The organism is Acidimicrobiia bacterium (assembly GCA_041394025.1).
GTDB lineage: Bacteria > Actinomycetota > Acidimicrobiia > IMCC26256 > JAOSJL01 > JAOSJL01.
This window is the reverse complement of sequence record JAWKJA010000002.1, coordinates 1,058,825-1,076,949: the sequence shown is the minus strand read 5'-3', so window position 1 is coordinate 1,076,949 and position 18,125 is coordinate 1,058,825. Positions and strand designations below refer to the sequence as shown.

At 68.5% G+C, this 18,125-nt stretch carries 17 protein-coding genes; 7 read left to right on the top strand and 10 right to left on the bottom strand.

Features of this window, described 5'->3' with window-relative positions:
• Window positions 1–2 precede the first annotated feature (2 nt).
• Window positions 3–2,438 (bottom strand): FtsX-like permease family protein, encoded by a 2,436-nt coding sequence (locus tag R3A49_04985; protein MEZ5170087.1) that lies wholly within the window; start codon window positions 2,436–2,438, stop codon window positions 3–5.
• A gap of 3 nt (window positions 2,439–2,441) precedes the next feature.
• Complete coding sequence (locus tag R3A49_04980; GenBank protein MEZ5170086.1) at window positions 2,442–3,185, bottom strand: ABC transporter ATP-binding protein; 744 nt, start codon at window positions 3,183–3,185, stop codon at window positions 2,442–2,444.
• A gap of 111 nt (window positions 3,186–3,296) precedes the next feature.
• Between R3A49_04980 and R3A49_04975 the strand changes: the two genes are divergently transcribed.
• From R3A49_04975 to R3A49_04965, 3 genes are all read left to right on the top strand, one after another.
• Complete coding sequence (locus tag R3A49_04975; GenBank protein MEZ5170085.1) at window positions 3,297–4,082, top strand: crotonase/enoyl-CoA hydratase family protein; 786 nt, start codon at window positions 3,297–3,299, stop codon at window positions 4,080–4,082.
• Window positions 4,083–4,227: 145 nt separating this feature from the next.
• Complete coding sequence (locus R3A49_04970) at window positions 4,228–5,463, top strand: DNA recombination protein RmuC (GenBank protein MEZ5170084.1); 1,236 nt, start codon at window positions 4,228–4,230, stop codon at window positions 5,461–5,463.
• Window positions 5,464–5,521: 58 nt separating this feature from the next.
• On the top strand, window positions 5,522–5,956 hold the full coding sequence (locus R3A49_04965; protein MEZ5170083.1) for a hypothetical protein: 435 nt from the start codon (window positions 5,522–5,524) through the stop codon (window positions 5,954–5,956).
• Between the two features lie 63 nt (window positions 5,957–6,019).
• On the opposite strand, the gene msrB is transcribed toward R3A49_04965, so the two are convergent.
• Window positions 6,020–6,427, bottom strand: coding sequence for a peptide-methionine (R)-S-oxide reductase MsrB (msrB, locus tag R3A49_04960; protein MEZ5170082.1), 408 nt, complete (start codon window positions 6,425–6,427; stop codon window positions 6,020–6,022).
• A gap of 199 nt (window positions 6,428–6,626) precedes the next feature.
• Here msrB and R3A49_04955 point away from each other — a divergent pair, with 199 nt between their 5' ends.
• On the top strand, window positions 6,627–7,700 hold the full coding sequence (locus tag R3A49_04955; GenBank protein MEZ5170081.1) for a hypothetical protein: 1,074 nt from the start codon (window positions 6,627–6,629) through the stop codon (window positions 7,698–7,700).
• Window positions 7,701–7,703: 3 nt separating this feature from the next.
• On the opposite strand, the gene R3A49_04950 is transcribed toward R3A49_04955, so the two are convergent.
• Together R3A49_04950 and R3A49_04945 are read right to left on the bottom strand one after the other, a co-directional pair.
• Window positions 7,704–7,853: a hypothetical protein gene (locus R3A49_04950; GenBank protein ID MEZ5170080.1), complete on the bottom strand. Its 150-nt coding sequence runs from the start codon at window positions 7,851–7,853 to the stop codon at window positions 7,704–7,706.
• A gap of 27 nt (window positions 7,854–7,880) precedes the next feature.
• Window positions 7,881–8,414, bottom strand: a complete 534-nt coding sequence (locus R3A49_04945; protein ID MEZ5170079.1) for a hypothetical protein — start codon at window positions 8,412–8,414, stop codon at window positions 7,881–7,883.
• Between the two features lie 30 nt (window positions 8,415–8,444).
• On the opposite strand from R3A49_04945, the gene R3A49_04940 reads away from it, so the two are divergent.
• From R3A49_04940 to R3A49_04930, 3 genes are read left to right on the top strand one after another with little or no spacing between them, the layout of a single operon-like run.
• Window positions 8,445–10,283, top strand: coding sequence for a M3 family oligoendopeptidase (locus tag R3A49_04940; protein MEZ5170078.1), 1,839 nt, complete (start codon window positions 8,445–8,447; stop codon window positions 10,281–10,283).
• 2 nt (window positions 10,284–10,285) lie between these two features.
• On the top strand, window positions 10,286–11,167 hold the full coding sequence (locus tag R3A49_04935; GenBank protein MEZ5170077.1) for an alpha/beta hydrolase: 882 nt from the start codon (window positions 10,286–10,288) through the stop codon (window positions 11,165–11,167).
• 50 nt (window positions 11,168–11,217) lie between these two features.
• Window positions 11,218–12,414: a lipase family protein gene (locus tag R3A49_04930; GenBank protein ID MEZ5170076.1), complete on the top strand. Its 1,197-nt coding sequence runs from the start codon at window positions 11,218–11,220 to the stop codon at window positions 12,412–12,414.
• Between the two features lie 11 nt (window positions 12,415–12,425).
• Here R3A49_04930 and R3A49_04925 read toward each other — a convergent pair whose 3' ends face one another.
• Genes R3A49_04925 through R3A49_04905 form a run of 5 tightly spaced genes read right to left on the bottom strand, consistent with a single transcriptional unit; the run spans window position 12,426 to window position 18,121 of the window.
• Window positions 12,426–13,484: an ATP-binding cassette domain-containing protein gene (locus tag R3A49_04925; protein ID MEZ5170075.1), complete on the bottom strand. Its 1,059-nt coding sequence runs from the start codon at window positions 13,482–13,484 to the stop codon at window positions 12,426–12,428.
• Complete coding sequence (locus R3A49_04920; protein MEZ5170074.1) at window positions 13,484–14,548, bottom strand: ABC transporter ATP-binding protein; 1,065 nt, start codon at window positions 14,546–14,548, stop codon at window positions 13,484–13,486. Before R3A49_04920 ends, R3A49_04925 begins: the two co-directional genes overlap by 1 nt.
• Window positions 14,549–14,550: 2 nt before the next feature.
• Window positions 14,551–15,507 (bottom strand): ABC transporter permease, encoded by a 957-nt coding sequence (locus R3A49_04915; protein ID MEZ5170073.1) that lies wholly within the window; start codon window positions 15,505–15,507, stop codon window positions 14,551–14,553.
• Window positions 15,508–15,513: 6 nt separating this feature from the next.
• On the bottom strand, window positions 15,514–16,449 hold the full coding sequence (locus R3A49_04910) for an ABC transporter permease (protein ID MEZ5170072.1): 936 nt from the start codon (window positions 16,447–16,449) through the stop codon (window positions 15,514–15,516).
• Between the two features lie 37 nt (window positions 16,450–16,486).
• A complete protein-coding gene (locus tag R3A49_04905) occupies window positions 16,487–18,121 on the bottom strand; it encodes an ABC transporter substrate-binding protein (protein MEZ5170071.1) in 1,635 nt (544 codons plus the stop codon).
• Between the last annotated feature and the right edge of the window lie 4 nt (window positions 18,122–18,125).

The following is an 18,125-nucleotide window of genomic DNA, read 5'->3' as shown; positions in this document are numbered from 1 at the left end:
GGTCATTCGACGATTCGCAGCGTCGAGGGGATGTCCATGCGTCGGAGACGTCGGAGTGTGAGCAGCGGCGCCACCGCCACGGCCACGACGCCGAGCAGGACGGCGGTCAGGACCGTGCTCCCCGCGAGGGACGGGACGATCCCGATGTCGGGGAGCGTGTCGGGGACCAGGACGCGGATGAGCCATTCGAGCACGAGCCGCCCCGCCAGGACGCCGAGCAGTGTGCCGAACACCCCGACGATGAGGCTCTCGATGATCGCGACGCGCATCACCGACCGGACCGGGAGCCCGTAGGCGAACATCGTGGCGTGCTCGCGAGCACGCTCGTCCATGTTGATGGCGGTGGAGTTGAATGCGATCAGCAGAGCGAGGACCAGTACGGCGGCCTCGATGATGGTGAATATCCCGAGGGCCTCCTCGATCTGGTCGCGGATCGAGTCGGCCGCGGCCGCAACGGGCTCCACCGACGCGACGCCGGGTCGGCCGAACAGCTCGACCTGGACGTCCTCGATCGCGAATCCGTCGGCGGGCGCGACCCGCAGCTGGTTGACGATGCCCTCGAGGTTCATGAGGCCACGGTGATCGAGGTCGATGTAGGTCACGAACCGGTAGGGATTCGGATGGATGGCCCGAACGGGGACCTCCGAGTCGACGAGGGTCACGTTGGCGCCGTCGAGTGACGGGTGGCGCACGACCACCGTGTCGCCCACCTCGAGGCCGAGGTCGTCGGCCGCCTTCTCGGCGAGGACCAGACCCGGCCCTTCGCCGACCAGCCTGCCGTCGAGGGTCGTGGGAGTCCACAGATCGCTCTCGAGGTCGACGGCGCTGAGGAGGATCTCGATCTCACCGTCGGTTTCGGGTGCGAGGACCCCGCCGACCTGGAGAGCCGGTTCGGCAGCGCGGAGGCTCCCGGAACTCTGGAGGTCGGTGACCACGGCGTCGTCCTCGGCGTAGAAGGAGTCGAGATCGACGGTGAGGCGGTCCGGTGCGCTACCGAGGATCTCGTCGTCACCGGCGTCGATCGTGGCGAGGAACGAGTCGATCATCCCGAGAACCCCGATCAGGGTGGTGATCGCGGCTGCGATGCCGAGAGCGGTGAGCAGGGTCCGGCGCGGTTCGCGCAGGACGTTTCGGAATGGCATCTCGCCGACCGAGGAGCCGGGAAGCGGGAGGCGACGCACGAGTGGTGCCAACCCCCCTCCTCGCGCCCGATGTGTCGTGCTGATCGCCTCGACCGGTGTCACCCTGACGGCGCGCCACACCGGCAGCAGCGTTGCGACGAGTGGGAGAGCGAAGCCGAGCAGTGCCCCCGCGACGAAGGCGCCGGGCTGGAAGTCGGTGATCCAGGTGGGAAGGGGCTGGAAGTCGCGCAGCAACGACGACATGCCTGCTCCGATGAGCAGCCCGACGCCGATACCGAACAGCACACCGAGTAGGGCGACCTGGGCGCCGACCAGAAGGGTGCGGATGGCGATCGTCGGCCGCGGGACGCCGAGCGCCATTGCGATCCCGATCTCCCGACGTTGCGACTCGACGATCCGCACCGTCAGGTTGAACGCGGCGAACGCCGCGCCGGCGAGGATCATGACGGCGAAGATGTCGTAGAAGCGCTGGTCGCCCTCGATGTCGTCGTAGAGGATCCGCAGGACACGGTCTTCCTCGCGCGGTGTGATCGTGAAACCGATGTCGGGAAAGGCCTCCTCGAGGCCCGTTCGGAGGTCGGCCTCCACCTCGTCGACGTCGGCACCACCAGCGACACGCACGACCAGGTCGTTCGATCCGTTCGGATGGTCCGTCAGCTCCTGAACGGTCGCCAACGGGGCGTAGATCACGGCGAAGTCGGCGAAGATGCTGCCGCCGTCGCCGATGACGTAGAAGTTCTCGGGTGACAGCCCGCGTCCGACGACGTCCACCTCCTGTCCGCCGGTGAGCTCGATCGACGTCGGCGGTTCGAGCTCGTGGTCCTCGGCGAAGTTCTCGTCGAGCACGACGGAGAGCTCCGCGCGATCGCCGCTGCCCAGCGGGTGGCCCGCTGTGATGTCGATGCCGTTGACGTCGAGCTCCCCGTCGGTGACGTCGACGCCGACGAGTCGTCCCGGTACCAGCACGATCTCGTCCTCGGATGAGGCGTCGACTTGTGTCGGTTCGACGAGGCGCTGTTCCCATGCGTCGATGTCGCCACCCGTCGACGAGCGCGCCGCGTCGACGAGCTCGTCGGCATCGATGTAGTTGCCTTCGGCGAGCGTGATGCGCAGGTCGTACATGTCGAGCTCGTCGTAGCTCTCGTCGTAGGACGTCCGACGCCACTCGGACACCGACGTGAGACCCGAGTACGTGCCTGAGCCGATTCCTATGATCAGCGCGATGGCCGCCACCTGCAGCCACCGGGTGCGCAGGTCACGCCATGACCATCGGAGCCGCAGGCCGAGTCGCGGCACCGGTCACCAGCGCAGTGTCGCGATGTCGGCGCGACCTCCCGTCGGGGGGCCGTCGGAGACCACCGCACCGCCGCTCAGCTCGACGACTCGTGACGCGGAGCGGCTGATCTCACGGTTGTGGGTTACGACGACGACCGTCGCGCCCGTGGTGGTCTGCTGCTCGAGGAGCTCGAGGATCTGCACCCCGGTGCGGAAGTCCAGTTCCCCCGTCGGCTCGTCGGCCAGGACCACGGGGTTGGAGGTCGCCAGCGCGCGGGCGATCGCGACCCTCTGCTGCTCGCCGCCCGACATCTGACTCGGGAAGTGGTCGAGCCGGTCTTCGAGGCCGACCTGCCCGAGCACCTCGGCGGCCGTCGGCCCGCCCGCGTCACCACGGGTGACGTCGATGGCGAACTGGACGTTTTCTGCGGCCGTGAGAGCCGGGAAGAGGTTGAACGTCTGGAACACGAAACTCACCGTCTGACGCCGGAAGCGGAACAGCTCCTTGCGGCCGGCGTCGGTGATGCGCTGCCCGGCGACGTACACCTCGCCTGCAGACGGCGTGTCGAGCGCACCGATCATGTTGAGGAGCGTGGTCTTGCCGCAGCCCGAGGGGCCGAGGACGACGACGAACTCGCCCTCGTCGACCGTGACGTCCACGTCGCGAAGTGCCGTGACGCTCGTCTCGCCGACCTTGTAGGTGCGGGCAACTCCCCGGAGCTCGATGACGGCGATGGTCGCACCTCCGGTTCGCTTGCGACCGGCCACGCTACGGTATGCACCGACGTGGCCGGGCATCGACGCCGGGGCGACGGCGGACGTGGCGCACAGCCACAGCGTTCGGCGAGTGGCCCGACGGGCACGACGGGAGGAGCTCGGGTGACGACGCGGATAGCGTCGGTGCGACCCGACGGAGGAGAGCCGATGGCACCCGCCGACCCGACTGACGCGATCCCCGAGGGCCGACCGGCCCCCGTCGTGGTCACCGTCAGCGACGGTATCCACATCGCCCGGATCGACGACGGGAAGGCCAACGCCCTCACGCCCGCCGTCTTCGAGGCGCTCACGGCGGCCCTCGACGACGTGGAGAGCGGCGACGAGGCCGGGGCGCTGGTCCTCACCGGCCGTCCCGGGATGTTCTCGGGTGGGTTCGACCTGACCATCATGAAGAGAGGTGACCGCTCGACGCTGGACCTCGTCACCGACGGCGGTGAGTTCGTCCGGCGCTGCTACGCCTCGCCGGTCCCCGTCGTGGCGGCCTGCAGCGGGCACGCCGTGGCGGCCGGGTGCTTCCTGCTGCTGGGGAGCCACCACCGGGTCGGGGCGGCGGGCGATGTCCGGTTCCAGCTCATCGAGACCCAGATCGGCATGCCGCTGCCCGCCTGGGCCGTGGAGATCTGTCGGGAGCGTCTGGTGGTGACACAGCTCCAACGGGCCACCGTCGAGTCCCGCACCTACGACCCCGAGGGCGCCCGCGAGGCCGGGTTCCTCGACAGGGTCGTGCCCGCCGGTTCGGTGCTCGACGAGGCGCTGGTGGAGGCCCGCCGCCTCGCCGACCTCCCGGCCCCCGCCTACGGCACGAACTCCCGGCACCTGCGCCTCCCGGGCGCCGCCCGTATGGAAGCGGCCCTCGACCACGACCGGGAGGCCGCCGCGGGGCTGTAGCCCGCCGGGTGCAGCTGCCGCCCGGCGCCGTGGAACCCCTGGAAATCCAGGGGTATCGCCGTAGTTGTCACACCCGCCCCGTACCGTGGGCTCTGAGGTCGGGAAGCGGTCCCGGCCGTGAACGAGACCGGAACGGGAGACGGCGATGGGCGCGATTCTGATGGCACTCGTGGCGGTGGTGGCGCTGGTGGCGGTGGCTGTAGCCGTCACCGTGGCCGTGCGTGCCACGCGCTCGCGCGACGACCTCGAGCGTCTCACCGAGGAGGCCCGACTCGCCGCCATGGCACAGCACGAGGAGCTCGTGGCGTCGCGCGACGCCGCGGTCGACCGGGCTCTCGAGCACGCCGTGGCCCAGCTCGCCGAAACGAACCGTGCGCAGTTCGAGGCCCAGTCGGCGGCGCAGCTGTCGTCGGGTACGGCGGCCCTGGAGCAGCGCAAGACCCTCATCGACCGGGAGCTCGCCACCATGAAGGGCGAGCTGGAGAAGGTCGGCGAGCTGATGCACTCCCTGGAGCGCGACCGCGAGAAGAAGTTCGGCGAGATCGGTCAGCTCCTGGAGGCGCAGAGCAAGGGCCTGTCGGATCTGAACGCCACCACCGAGAGTCTGGGGCGAACCTTGTCGGGCCCGAAGAGCCGCGGTCAGTGGGGTGAGCGCATGGCCGAGGACGTCCTCGCCCACGCGGGGCTCCTGGAGAACGTGAACTTCCACAAGCAGCGCCGGATCCCGAGCGGGGAGGTCCCCGACTTCACCTTCCTGCTGCCCAACGACCTGCTGCTCCACATGGATGTGAAGTTCCCCTTCGACAACCTCCGCAAGGCCTCCGAGACCGATTCGGAGATCGAGGCCCGGAAGTGCCGCGACGCCTTCCGCCGCGACGTGCGGGACCGTGTCAAGGAGCTCGCCGGTCGTGGCTACGTCGACACGTCCACCACTGTCGACTGCGTGCTGCTGTTCATCCCCAGCGACGAGCTCTACGCCTTCATCCAGCAGGACGACCCCGACCTGGTCGACGAGGCCCTGAAGCGCCGTGTCGTGCTGTGCTCACCGCTCACCCTGTTCCCGGTCCTGGCCATCGTGCGCCAGTCCGTCGACAACTTCCGCCTCGAGCGCACATCCCACGAGATCCTCCAGCGGCTCACGGGCTTCCAGGCCCAGTGGGAGAAGTTCAGCGGGCAGGTGGAGAAGGTGGGCGACAGGATCACCGCCGCCGGCAAGGCCTTCGACGAGCTCAACGGCGTACGCCGCCGCGGGATGGAGAAGGAGCTCGCCAGGATCGAGGAGCTGCGCACACAGGTGGAGCCGCCCGACGGAGAGTCCCGGGAGGGCCTCACGCGACCCGACTCCGGGCCCGACGAGCCCCCGCTGGCCCTGCGGGCCTGACCAGCCTCTTTGGTGCCGGGCTTGCCCGGTGCCCGCCACGGGGGTAGCAACGCGCCCCGTGGACACACGATTCGACTTCGACTTCGAGGCCCGGTTCCGGCCCCTGTTGCTCATGCTCGGCGTGGCTCCGCGCACGAGCCTCGTGAGGCTCGACGACACGGAGCTCGATGTCCGCTTCGGGCCGTGGGCGTTCTCGACGCCGGTGTCCAACATCTCGGGCGTTCACATGACCGGTCCCTACCGGTGGTACACGGCCATCGGTGCACGCGGGTCCTTCGCCGACCGCGGTCTCACCTTCGGCACCACCACGCGAGGCGGTGTGTGCCTCGTGTTCCACCACCCGGTGCCGGGCCTGGAGCCGACAGGGCGGATGCTGCACCCGGGTCTCACACTCACCGTGGCAGAGCCACGACGCTTCGCCGACGCGGTGCTGGCGCGCATGGCCGGCGACGGTGCGGCTCACGACTCTTTCGGGAGCAGGACCCGCGTCTGAGGTCGTCCCGGGGACGATCCTGCGGGTGAGATCGCCTGCGGGTGAGATCGGTCCGGCGCTGCCTCAGCCCTCGAGTCGTAGCGAGGCCGAGTTCATGCAGTAACGCCGGCCAGTGGGCTCCGGTCCGTCGGGGAACACGTGACCGAGGTGGGCGTCGCAGATCCGGCAGCGCACCTCGGTGCGGACCGTCCCGTGGGACGTGTCGGTCTCGAGAAGGAGCTTCTCCTCGTCGATCGGCTGGAAGAAGCTCGGCCAGCCCGTGCCGGAGTCGAACTTCGTGTCGGAGTGGAAGAGCTCCTCGTCGCAGCAGATGCAGCGGTAGACGCCGTCGTCCTTGGTGTTCCAGTACTCACCGGTGAATGCGGGCTCGGTGCCGCCCTGTCGGGTGACGGCGAACTGCTCGGGTGTGAGCTGGTGGCGCCATTCGTCGTCCGACTTGGAGATCGAGGGGGACTTCCGGTGCTCGCTCACAGTGACTCCCGTGGTGGATGATCGGACAACGAGGTGAACGGCTGCCGAACCGTGATTGTTCCCGGCTTCGCACAACGTGATGTGGACCCGGTGTGGACGCGATGTGGAATCCTACGCACGACCACATAGCCTCGGTGGCACCGATTTCAGCGGCGTCGACCCACCCCGAGGGAACGGAGCCGACGCTCGAAAGGCGCAGGTGTTCCCGACAGTCCACGCCGAACAGGTAGGCCGGCACCCCCACCCCCTGTTCGCCGTCCTCATCGGCCTGCTCGCCGTCGCCATGGGGGGAGCAGCGTGCTCGGCCGACTCGACAACGGGTGGCTCCGAGTCGTCCGAGCCCCCCGACGCCATCGTTCCGCTCATCCAGCTCCTCGAGTTCGGTTCCGACCAGAGCTACCAGGCTGCGTACGAGGTCGAGCGTCCCGATCCGGAGGAGCCGAGCGCGAGCGCACCGGTCGAGGAAGTGAGTCTCGACATGGAGGCTCTGGGGATCGAAGCCGACAACGCCAATGTCGTCGTTTCCCACAGCCCCGAAGCTGTCCGTATCGACTTCGTCCGCCTCGACGAGGCGGTCGCGCTCTTCGACATCGACGACGTCACGTACCGGTGCACGTCGGGCCCGGTCTCGCAGACGTGTGACGAGATCTCCGGACGGGACTACGCCGACAAGATCCGACCCGTCGGAGGCTTCGTTCCGATCGTCCTCGCGGGGATCCTCCGTGAGGTCCAGGACTGGAAGGGTGCCGAGGTGGAGGTCGACACGACGCCGGTCGAGATCGACGAGCTTCCCTCCACGTGCGCCACCATTCGGGGCGTCGAACCCGCGCTCCTCGGCGGGGCGAGCGACATCGACGAGTGGGAGCTGTGCGTCACCGACGACGGTGTTCTCGCCCGCTACGACGCCGGCGACGTTCACGCGGAGCTGGTCGATTTCCGCGCGGGCGTGCCCGAGGACCTCCTCGCGACACCCGACGAGACGGACGGGCAGCCCGACGACCCGGTCCTCGCCGTGGCGCTGGAGGTCGACGCGCGCCTCCGTGCCCTCGCAAGCCTCGAAGGAGAGGCGCAGAACCCGCGCAAGGACCGGTTCCTGGAGCAGGTGGAAGGGGAGAACCTGGCGGTTCGACTGGTCCCGAGCGACGACTTCGAGGCGAACGGACGCCTCACGGTCCTCACGGGTCGTGGTGCGGCCTGCCTCGTCGTGCCCGCGTCACCCGACGGCGAAGGAGAGGCCGAACGCGACGTGTGCGCCGGTTTCACGGCTCCCTGAGCCTCACGACGGGAGCTGAATCTCGATCGTCGATCCGCCCCGCGCGTTGGCCAGATCCCGTCCCTCGACGGTGACGGTGCCGACGCCCGAGCCCTCCGTGTCCTCCGAGGTGCAGGCGGTGGTCGCCGGCATCGCGACGACGATGATGTCCACGGCGGCGGAGCGTGAACGCGGCGGAAGCTAGAAGAGCGTCGCGTGTCCGACGAGTCGTGGGGCGAGCTGCTCGATCAGCGAGGCGATGTCCTTCCCGCACGCCCGGTACACGTCGATGTCGTGGCCGGCCGGGTCGTCGACGTCCTCCCACTCCTCGAGAGCAACCGTGTTCAGCGCCAGTCGCTCGACGCGGACCGCCAACGGGTCTGTGCCCGGGAGGAGGTCACGGCACAGGCGCCGCAACGTGGCAGTTCTCACCGCATGCGCCGAATGGTGCCTTCGCACATAGCGGACGTGCTCGGTCGCGAGTGCAACGACGACGTCCACCTCGGCGAGGTCGGTGTGCTCCAGCGACGACGAGCGGTGGGAGAAGCCACCCACACCGTGTTCCCGGAGCACGGTCCGCACGTCGCGTCCCGGTGGCATTCCGGGAACGGCGTGCGTACCCGCAGAAGCCACAGAGACCGTCGGAGTGAGGCGATCCAGAAACGCGGCTGCCAGGACCGAGCGCGCGGCGTTACCGGTGCACAGGAACAGGACGGAGGGTCGTCGCGTCGCCACGGGACCCAGCGTCGCACGTAGGATCCCGGGATGGCCAGCACCACGAACACGGAGTCCGTGCCCGCGAACGCCGACCGTCCCGACGACAGCGATCTCTCGGCCGCCGACGTGGCATGGGATCTCGAGCCCCTCGTCGACGGGCGTGGGACGTCGGGGGTCGACGGTCTTCTCGACGTTGCGCAACGCGCCGCGGAGGAGCTCGAAGGATTCCGGGGCCGGATCGCCGAGCTCGACGCGGAGGAGCTCGCCGAGCTGATGGCAGCGCTCGGGTCACTCGAGGAGCTCGTCGGACGGGCCGGTTCGTACGCCAGCCTCGCCTACAGCGTCGACACAGCGGACCCGGAAGCGGGTGCGCTGATGCAACGCTTCGAGGAACGTGCCACGGCCATCCAGACGACGCTCGTCTTCATCGAGCTCGAATGGGCGGCGGTCGACGACGAGCGCGCCTCGACCCTCCTGGCCGACGACCGGCTCGCCTTCTGCCGGCACCACCTGGAGTCGACCCGGAGGTATCGCCCACACCTGTTGTCCGAGCCCGAGGAGATCCTGCTGTCGGAGAAGGCCGTCACAGGCCGCAGCGCGTGGACCCGCCTCTTCGACGAGCTCACCTCCGCTGTCGAGGTCGATCTCGAGGGCTCCCCGGTGTCACTGGAGGAGGGGCTTTCGCGTCTGGCTTCCCCCGTGCGTTCGGATCGCCGCCAGGCAGCCGACGCCGTGTCGGCAGCACTCGAGCCGGGTCTTCGCACGCGCGTCTTCGTGTACAACACACTGCTGGCCGACAAGGCCACCGACGACAGACTGCGCAGGTATCCGAACTGGATCTCGTCGCGGAACCTGTCGAACGAGGCCTCGGACGAGTCGGTCGCGGCGCTGATCGACGCCGTCACGAACCGTTATGACATCCCGCAACGCTGGTACTCGCTGAAGGCCGAGCTCCTGGGGCTCAACCGGCTCGCCGACTACGACAGGATGGCGTCGGTCGTCGACGAGGACGCACGCTTCGGGTGGGCCGAGGCGAGCTCCATCGTCCTCGACGCCTACACCTCCTTCTCCGAGGAGATGGCGGGAGTGGCGCAGCGCTTCTTCCACGAGAACTGGATCGACGCACCGGTGCGCGCGGGGAAGAGGCCAGGGGCCTTCTGCGCCTACACCGTCCCGTCCCGGCATCCCTACGTGCTCCTGAACTGGACGGGACGCCGTCGCGACGTGCTCACCCTCGCCCATGAGCTCGGCCACGGTATCCATGCGTACCTGGCACGGCCGCAAGGTGTCTTCCACCAGTCGACACCGCTCACCCTGGCCGAGACGGCCTCGGTGTTCGGCGAGACCGTCACGTTCGGCCGGCTCCTGGCCGAGACCACCGACCCGCGCGACCGTCTCGCTCTCCTGGCGGAGAGCCTCGAGGGCCAGATCGCCACCGTGTTCCGCCAGATCGCCATGAACCGATTCGAGGACGCCGCCCACACCGCACGTCGCGAGGAGGGGGAGCTCTCACCGGAACGGTTCGCGCAGCTGTGGACCTCGACTCAGACCGACATGCTCGGCGACACCGTCGAGATCACCGAGGGCTACCGCAACTGGTGGTCGTACGTCCCGCACTTCATGGGGACCCCCGGCTACGTCTACGCGTACGCCTACGGCCAGCTCCTGGCCCTCTCGGTGTACCGGCGCTACGAGGAGCAGGGAGACGGGTTCGTCCCCGACTACGTGCGGCTCCTGGCGGCCGGTGGGTCGATGGCGCCCGAGGACCTCGGCCGCATCGTCGGCGTCGATCTGGCGGACCCGACCTTCTGGGAGGGCGGCCTGGCGATCGTGGAGCGACAACTCGCCGCCGCCGAGGAGGCCGCTCGGGTCGTGATGGAGAGCTGAGGGTGCCCTCGGCGGCGGTGGCGGAGTGGGAGCGGGCCGGGAGCCGTCGGCGCCTGCTCGGCCACGACATCTTCGTTCTCGACCGGGCCGCGCGGAATGCGGAATCGGGGCCTCCCGTGCTCGTGCTCCACGGATACCCGACGTGCTCGTTCGACTGGCGACACGTACTCGGAGCCCTCTGCGCCCACCGCCGGGTCGTGCTTCTCGACTTCCTCGGTTTCGGGCTTTCCGACAAGCCCGACGTGCCCTACTCGCTTTTCCATCAGGCAGACATCGTGGAGGCGTTGGTCGCCGAGCTCGGGCTCACGGAGATCGCTCTCGTCACCCACGACATGGGTGATTCAGTGGGTGGGGAGGTGCTGGCGCGCCAGATCGACGGCGACAGCGCGCTGCGCGTCGCGGAGCGCATCGTCACGAACGGGTCGATCTACATCGACGACGCACAGCTCACCGTCGGCCAGCAATTGCTGCTGGAACTCCCCGACGAGCCCATCGACCCCGAGGTGGGCCCCACCGAGGAGATGTTCTGCTCCGGTCTGGCGTCGACGTTCTCGCCCGACTTCCCTCCCGACGCGGAGGAGCTCGGCGCACAGTGGGAGCTGGTGTCGCGCGGCGACGGTCACCGGCTCCTGGCCCGCATCATCCGCTACATCCCCGAGAGGCGTACCCACGAGCACCGGTGGACCGGTGCCATCGAGCATCACGACTCGCCGCTTCGGATCGTGTGGGGCGATGCCGACCCCGTCGCCGTGTACGACATGGCACAGAGGTTGTCGGCGGCCGTCCCCACAGCGGAGCTCGTCACCCTGGAGGGTGTGGGGCACTACCCGATGATCGAGACCCCGGGACGCTTCGCGGACGCCGTCGTCGCAGGCCTGCGTTGACGACGTATCACCGACTCGCCACCGACGGGCACGTCTGGGAGACTCCCGTGATGGTCCGGCGACTCGTCTCCCTCCTCGTCGCGCTCGCTCTCGTGGCGGTGGCCTGTGATTCAGGTGGTACCGCGTCCGACGACGACGTCGGGGCCGCCTCAGGCGACCCCGCGGTGCCCGAGGGTGATCTCTACCTGCCGCCGGAGCCGCTGCCCGACGGGGCGCCCGGTGAGCTCATCTGGGCGGAGGAGGTCGACGCGCCACCCGATGCACAGGCGTGGAGGGTGCTCTACCACTCGGAGTCGATCGAGGGCGACGACGTCGCGGTGTCCGGAGTCGTCGTGGCTCCCGACGGTGCGGCTCCCGACGGTGGGCGACCCGTTGTCACGTGGGCACACGGGACCGTGGGCCTCGCCGACGGGTGTGCGCCGAGCAAAGAAGCATCCGTGTCGGAGACGATTCCCGGCCTCCAGGAGATGCTCGATGCGGGCTACGTGGCGGTGGCCACAGACTACGAAGGGCTCGGCACTCCGGGCGTGCACCCGTTCCTCGTGGGCGAGAGCGAGGGTCGGGGTGTCCTCGACATCGCACGTGCGGCGCAGCACATCGATGACGCGGGCGCCGGCGACGAGGTGGCGATCTGGGGGATGTCCCAGGGTGGCCACGCCGCGCTCTTCGCCGGCCAGATCGCGCCCGGGTACGCCCCGGATCTCGACGTTGTGGGTGTGGCCGCCGGAGCACCGGTGGGCAACCTGCCGCTCCTGCTCGACGTCGCCTCGTCGGTTCCCGACTTCGTCGGCTTCGTCGTGATGGGCGGTATGGGTTTCGCCGCCGCCTACCCCGAGGCCGACGTCGACGCCGTTCTCACGCCGCAGGGACGTGAGGACGCCGTCGTCGTGGAGGAGCAGTGTGCGGCCGAGGTTCTCGAGGCCTTCGCCGGGCCCGTCGAGGAGACCATCGCACAGAATCCCATGGATGTTCCTCCGTGGCCCGCGCTGCTGGAGGAGAACACACCCGGTGCCGTCGCCACCGACGCGCCGATCCACGTGTTCCAGGGCAGTGAGGACGCCCTGGTCCCCGAGTTCGTGACCGACGAGTACGTCGGCCGGGTGTGTGAGCTCGGCAGCGTCGTGGAGCTCGTCATCTACCCGGGTGCCGACCACTCGGGTGTCTTCGAGCCCGCATTGGGCGAGAATCTCACCTGGATCGCCGAGCGCTTCGCCGGAGGCGACGCCGCCGACACCTGCCCGTCCTGAGTCACCGGCGATCAGCGCGGGCGATCTCCGGTGCCGGATCGACCGGGCGGGGTGTTGGCGAGCCTGTCCATCTCGCCGGGCTCGAGCGGGAAGTGGCACGCCACGTAGTGGTCATCCCCCGCGTGGTGGATCTCGGGCTCCTCGCGTGCGCAGCGTTCCTGCGCCTTCGGACAACGTGTCCTGAAACGGCACCCGCTGGGGGGCGTGACCGGTGACGGGATCTCCGAGCCGAACGCCTCCACGGCGTCCTGGCGTACGTCGGGATCGGGGACGGGGATGGCCGACATCAGGGCGGCGGTGTAGGGGTGCAGCGGCTCGGCGTAGAGATCGTCGGACGCGGCGATCTCACACAGCTTCCCGAGGTACATCACGGCGACCCTGTCGCTGACGTTCTTCACGACGGCGAGGTCGTGCGCGATGAACACGAGCGTCAGCCCGTAGCGCTGCTTCATGTCCTCGAGAAGGTTCAGGATCTGCGCCTGAACCGACACGTCGAGCGCCGAGACAGGTTCGTCGCAGATGATCAGCTTGGGGTCCATCACGAGAGCGCGGGCGATGGAGATTCGCTGGCACTGGCCCCCGGAGAACTCGTGGGGTCGGCGCCGTATGGCTTCCTCGGGGTCGAGGCCGACAGTCTCGAGTGTCGCGGCGACACGACGAGAGCGCTCGTCGGTCGACATGTCGGTCCAGATCTTCAGTGGCTCCCCGACGATGTCACCGACGCGGCGACGGGGATTCAGCGACGAGATCGGGTCCTGGAAGATCATCTGGAGACGCGGACGGAATCGGCGCAGCGCCTCGCCCGACAGTTCCGTGAGCTCGGTTCCCTCGAAACGGACGCTTCCCGATGTCGGCGCCGGGAGCTGGAGCATTGCCCGCCCCGTGGTCGACTTCCCGCAGCCCGACTCGCCGACGAGGCCGAGCGTCTCGCCCTCGGCCACGTCGATGCTGACATCGGACACGGCATGGACGACGAGACCCGAACGCCCCACGGGGAACTCCACCGTGAGGTGCTCGGCCACGAGGAAAGCGTCGTCAGAGCGGAGATGTGCGGTCCCACTGCCCGCCATCAGGCCACCTCGCCGGCCGACCCTGCGCCCGCCCTGTTGCGGGCCAGCGCTTCGGTGCCCTCGGGCGTCCCGACCGGGAACCAGCACCGGAACTCGTGCCCGGCCGTCTCGGCGGGGCGAAGTGGGGGCTCCTCCTCGCGGCAGCGGTCCTGGGCGTACGCGCAACGCGGAGCGAAGCGGCAGCCCGCCGGCGGGCTGACCAGGTCGGGGGGACGTCCGCCGATCACGGGGAGTCGCGTGTGGCTGTGGTTGGCCAGTCGGGGGATGGAACGTACGAGGGCCTCGGTGTAGGGCATCCGTATCTCCGAGAAGAGGATCCGCGTGGGTGCCTTCTCGACGATCCGGCCCGCGTACATCACAGCGATGTCGTCGGCGCGGCCCGCCACCACGCCCAGATCGTGAGTGACGAGGATCACCGCCATGTACCTCTCGCGCTGCTGCTCGTCGAGGAGGTCGAGAATCTGGGCCTGGACGGTCACGTCGAGCGCCGTGGTGGGTTCGTCGGCGAAGAGGAGCTTCGGCCCGCACGCGAGTGCCACGGCGATCGTCACGCGCTGGCGCATTCCACCGGAGAGCTGGTGGGGGTACTCGCTCATCCGCCGTTCGGGCTCGGGGATCCCGACGGAGCGAAGGAGATTGACGGCGGTTTCGTCGGCGTAGGACCGCGAGACGTCCAGGTGGGTCCGCAGGGACTCGGTGATCTGCTTGCCGATCTTCATCACCGGGTTGAGCGAGGTCATCGGGTCCTGGAAGACCATGGCCATCTGCGGGCCCCAGAAGGCGCGCAGCTCCTTCGAGTTCAAGGAGGCGATCTCGCTTCCCTCGAAGCGGACCGAGCCGCTCCGCACAACGTTGTGGCGCGGGAGAAGTCCCATGATGGACCGCGACAGGACCGTCTTGCCCGACCCCGACTCGCCGACAACGCCGAGGGTCCTACCGCGCTCGAGACTGAACGTGACACCGTCGACGGCCCGCACCGTTCCGCGCTCGGTCCGGAAGGCGGTCCGCAGGTCATCGACCTCGAGGAGGGGATCCCCCTCGTACGGGGGCACAGCGTCCGCCATGTTCACAGTCCTCCCTCGCGCACGTCGAAGTAGGCGCGCAGGCTGTCACCCGCGAGATTCAGTGACAACACCGTCAGGAACAGGGCGGCACAGGGCACGAACACGACATGGGGGTCGTCCTTGATGACCTGCGAGCCGTCGACGATCATCTGGCCCCACGTGAACCGGTCGACACTGATACCGATGACCGAGAGCGACGCCTCGGCCACTATCACGATCGCCACGACGATCAACGAGAACGACAGCATGGCCGGCATCACGTTGGGCAGGACGTCGCGTCGCAGGATACGCCCGCGTTTGGCGCCGAGAGCATGGGCGGCCAGGACGAACTCCCGCTGCCCGTGGATGAGCGTGTTGGCGCGCGCGATCCGGATCACCGGTGGGATGGAGATGAGGCCCAGGATCAGGGCCATCTGCCAGACGTCGTTGCCCCAGAAGAACACGAGCGTCATGGCCAGCACGATCGGCGGGAAGGCAAGCGCCACGTCGGTCGCCCACATGATGCCGGTCTCGGTCTTCCCGCGGTAGTAGCCGGCGATGAGCCCTCCGAGCCCTCCGATCACCAGGCCGAAGAAGGCGGCACTGAAGCCGATGATGATCGGGACCTGACCGCCGTGGATCACGCGTGAGAGGAGGTCGCGCCCGTTCTGGTCGGTCCCGAGCCAGTGGGCCGTGCTCGGCCCGGCGTTCGGGGCCTGCACGTCGGGTGTGTCGGGGTCCTGGAGCGGTAGCCAGTCGGCGAGGAACACGACGAGCACGATCACGGTGAATATGACGACCGAGACCCAGAACATGGCTCCGAGGCGCTTCCTGACGGCTTCGTCGGGGACGAGCGCGGCATCAACACCCGCCACGGCGTCGACGGCGTCGGCGTAGGCCTCGGCCGGCGCCTCCGCAAAGAGCTCCCGGGGGTCGTGCTGTTCGGTGAACGAGGCGCTCTCGCGGGGTTTCCTACCCATCAGGACTCACGAGAGAGCGCGCGCGTGACGGATGCGCGGGTCGAGGTACGCGTAGAGGAGGTCGATCACGAGGTTGAAGAGCACGTAGGCAACGGCGACGACCAGGACAACGCCCTGTACGACGAGGTAGTCGCGCTTGAGCACGCTCGTGATGGCGAGGCGCCCGATCCCGTTGATGGCGAAGATGTTCTCGATCACGAAGGCGCCGCCGATGAGCCGGGCCATGTTCAACCCGGCGAGGGTCACGAGCGTGAACGTCGACGGTCGGAAGGCGTGGCGGAGCAGAATGCGCGATCGCGACAGGCCTTTGGCCTTCGCCATCGTGATGTAGTCCTCCTGCAACGTGGCCACCATGTCGGAACGGAGAATCCGCAGGTAGACCGCCGCCTCGGCCGCAGCGAGACTCAGCGCAGGCAGGAACAGCGACGTCAGGCGCGCGTCCGCATCGAACAAGGTCGGGAACCACCCGAGCTTGTACGCGAAGAGGTAGCTGAGAACGTACGCCAGGACGAACGACGGTACGGCCAGGAACACGAACGCCGTACTCGACGCCGCCGTGTCGAGCAGTCCACCCGGTCTCTGGGCCGCGAGTATCCCGAGCGGGATCCCGATGGCGAGAGCGATGAGCTGCGCGTAGATCAGGAGGTAGAGGGTGTTGCCGATCCGCTCGTTGATGGTCGTGGAGACCTCTTCGTCCGTGATGTAGGACTGGCCGAAGTCGCCGATGACGGCGTCGCCGAGCCAGTCGACATAGCGCACCGGAAGCGGACGGTCGAGGTTCAGGTCCTCCCGGACCTGCTCCCGGTTTTCCTCGGAGGCGTTGGCACCCAGGATCGCGACCTCGGGACCGCCCGGTAGCAGGTTGACGAGTAGGAACGTGAGGAACGAGACGGCGAGCAGGACCGGGATGACGTACAGCACCTTGCGGACGGCGTAGCGCATCCCGCCTACTCCTCGACTCCTCCCGCGTCAGCTTCTGTCAGGACACCCAGATCTGGGCGGTCTGGTACCGGCCCCGCACGATCGGCAGGCCTGGCTCGCCGTCGGGGAGCTCCCACTCGGTGACGCTCTCCACCTGGTCGCGCCACGCCACGGCCCACACCGTGTGGTAGAGCCGCACGTAGACCGCAGCGTCGTTCTGGCGCTGGGCGACCTCCCAGTAGAGCTCCCGCCGGGTGTCGAGGTCGGTCGTGGCGCGCGCCTCCAGGAGCAGGCGGTCGATCTCCGGGTCGCGGTTGCGCACGAAGTTGAGTGGTACCGGGGTGTCGGCGTTCTCGGAGAACCACCAGACGGCGTCGACGTCGGGGTCGGGGTCGCCGAACTGGCGCACCAGGGCGATGTCGTAGGTTCCGTTGATGAGCTGACTGATGAACTCCGACTGCTCGATCTTCAGCGGCTCGCCGGTCGAGATCCCCACCTCTTCGAGGTTCTCCTTCACGAAGTCGATGGACGCGCCGTTGTCAGGGTTCGGGGTGGTCATCAGGGTGAGCTCGATCTCCTCGCCGGTGTCGGATTCGTACTCGTCGACCAGCTCCCTGGCCTTCTCGGGGTCGTAGCCGATGTGGGTGACCTCGTCGCCGGGGTAGAACTTCGACTCCGGCCCCCACGCACTGTTCGCCACCTCGGTGATGCCCGATCCGAGCAGCTCGTTGTGGCCCTCACGGTCGACGGCGTAGGAGACCGCCATGCGGACCCGTTCGTCGGCGAGTTGTCCGTTGGGGTTGTCCTGGTTGAGGTAGAGGTTTTCCTCCTCGTCGTCCTCGGCGAGGAACACGTCGATGTTCGGGTTGCTCTCGAACCCGGCGACCTCCTCGTCGCGGTCGGTCTGCGTGAGATCGATGTCGCCGGCAGCGAGTGCCGTGGAGCGCTGCTGCTCGTCGGGAACGATGCGGAACGTGATCTTGTCGAGGTGGGGCAGTCCCTCGCGCCAGTAGTTCTCGTTCTTGACGAACACGGTCTGTGAGTCGACGGTGCGCGACTCGAGCTTGAACGGACCCGAGCCGATCGGGCTCTGGTCCCCGCCGTCGTCGGAGTCGAGCATCGAGGGTGCGGCGATGTAGCCGGTCTGGTTGACGAACAGTGCCGGCAGTGTCGCCCACGGGAAATCGGTCGTGAGCGACAGTGTCAGGTCGTCGACGATCTCGGGGCTCTGGAGCCCTGTGAACACCGACGACGTGAGGATCGAGTCGAGGTGGCCGTCGATGTTGCGCTTGACCGCTGCCGCGTCGACGGGTGTGCCGTCGTGGAAGGTGATACCCGGGCGGATCTTCAGGGTCCACTGTGTGAAGTCGGTGCCCTCCACCGGCTCGAACGACTCGGCGAGGTATGGGCGCACTTCTCCGTCCTCGTCGTAGGCCATGAGAGGGTCGTAGACCGCGGCCGCCATCTGGAGGCCGGCGACGGCCCACCGGTTCGTCGTGGGGTTCAGACCGTCGGTCTCGGCCTCCAGGCCGGCGACGACCTCCCCACCGTCGACCGGGTCACCGGCGGGCTCGTCACTGCCCGAGTCGTCACTGCCACTGCCGCAGGCGGCGGCGACGAGAGCCACCATCAGTGCTGCAATGACGATGACGATGTAGCGGCTTCGCCTGCGGATTCCTACCGGTGTCGCCACGTGT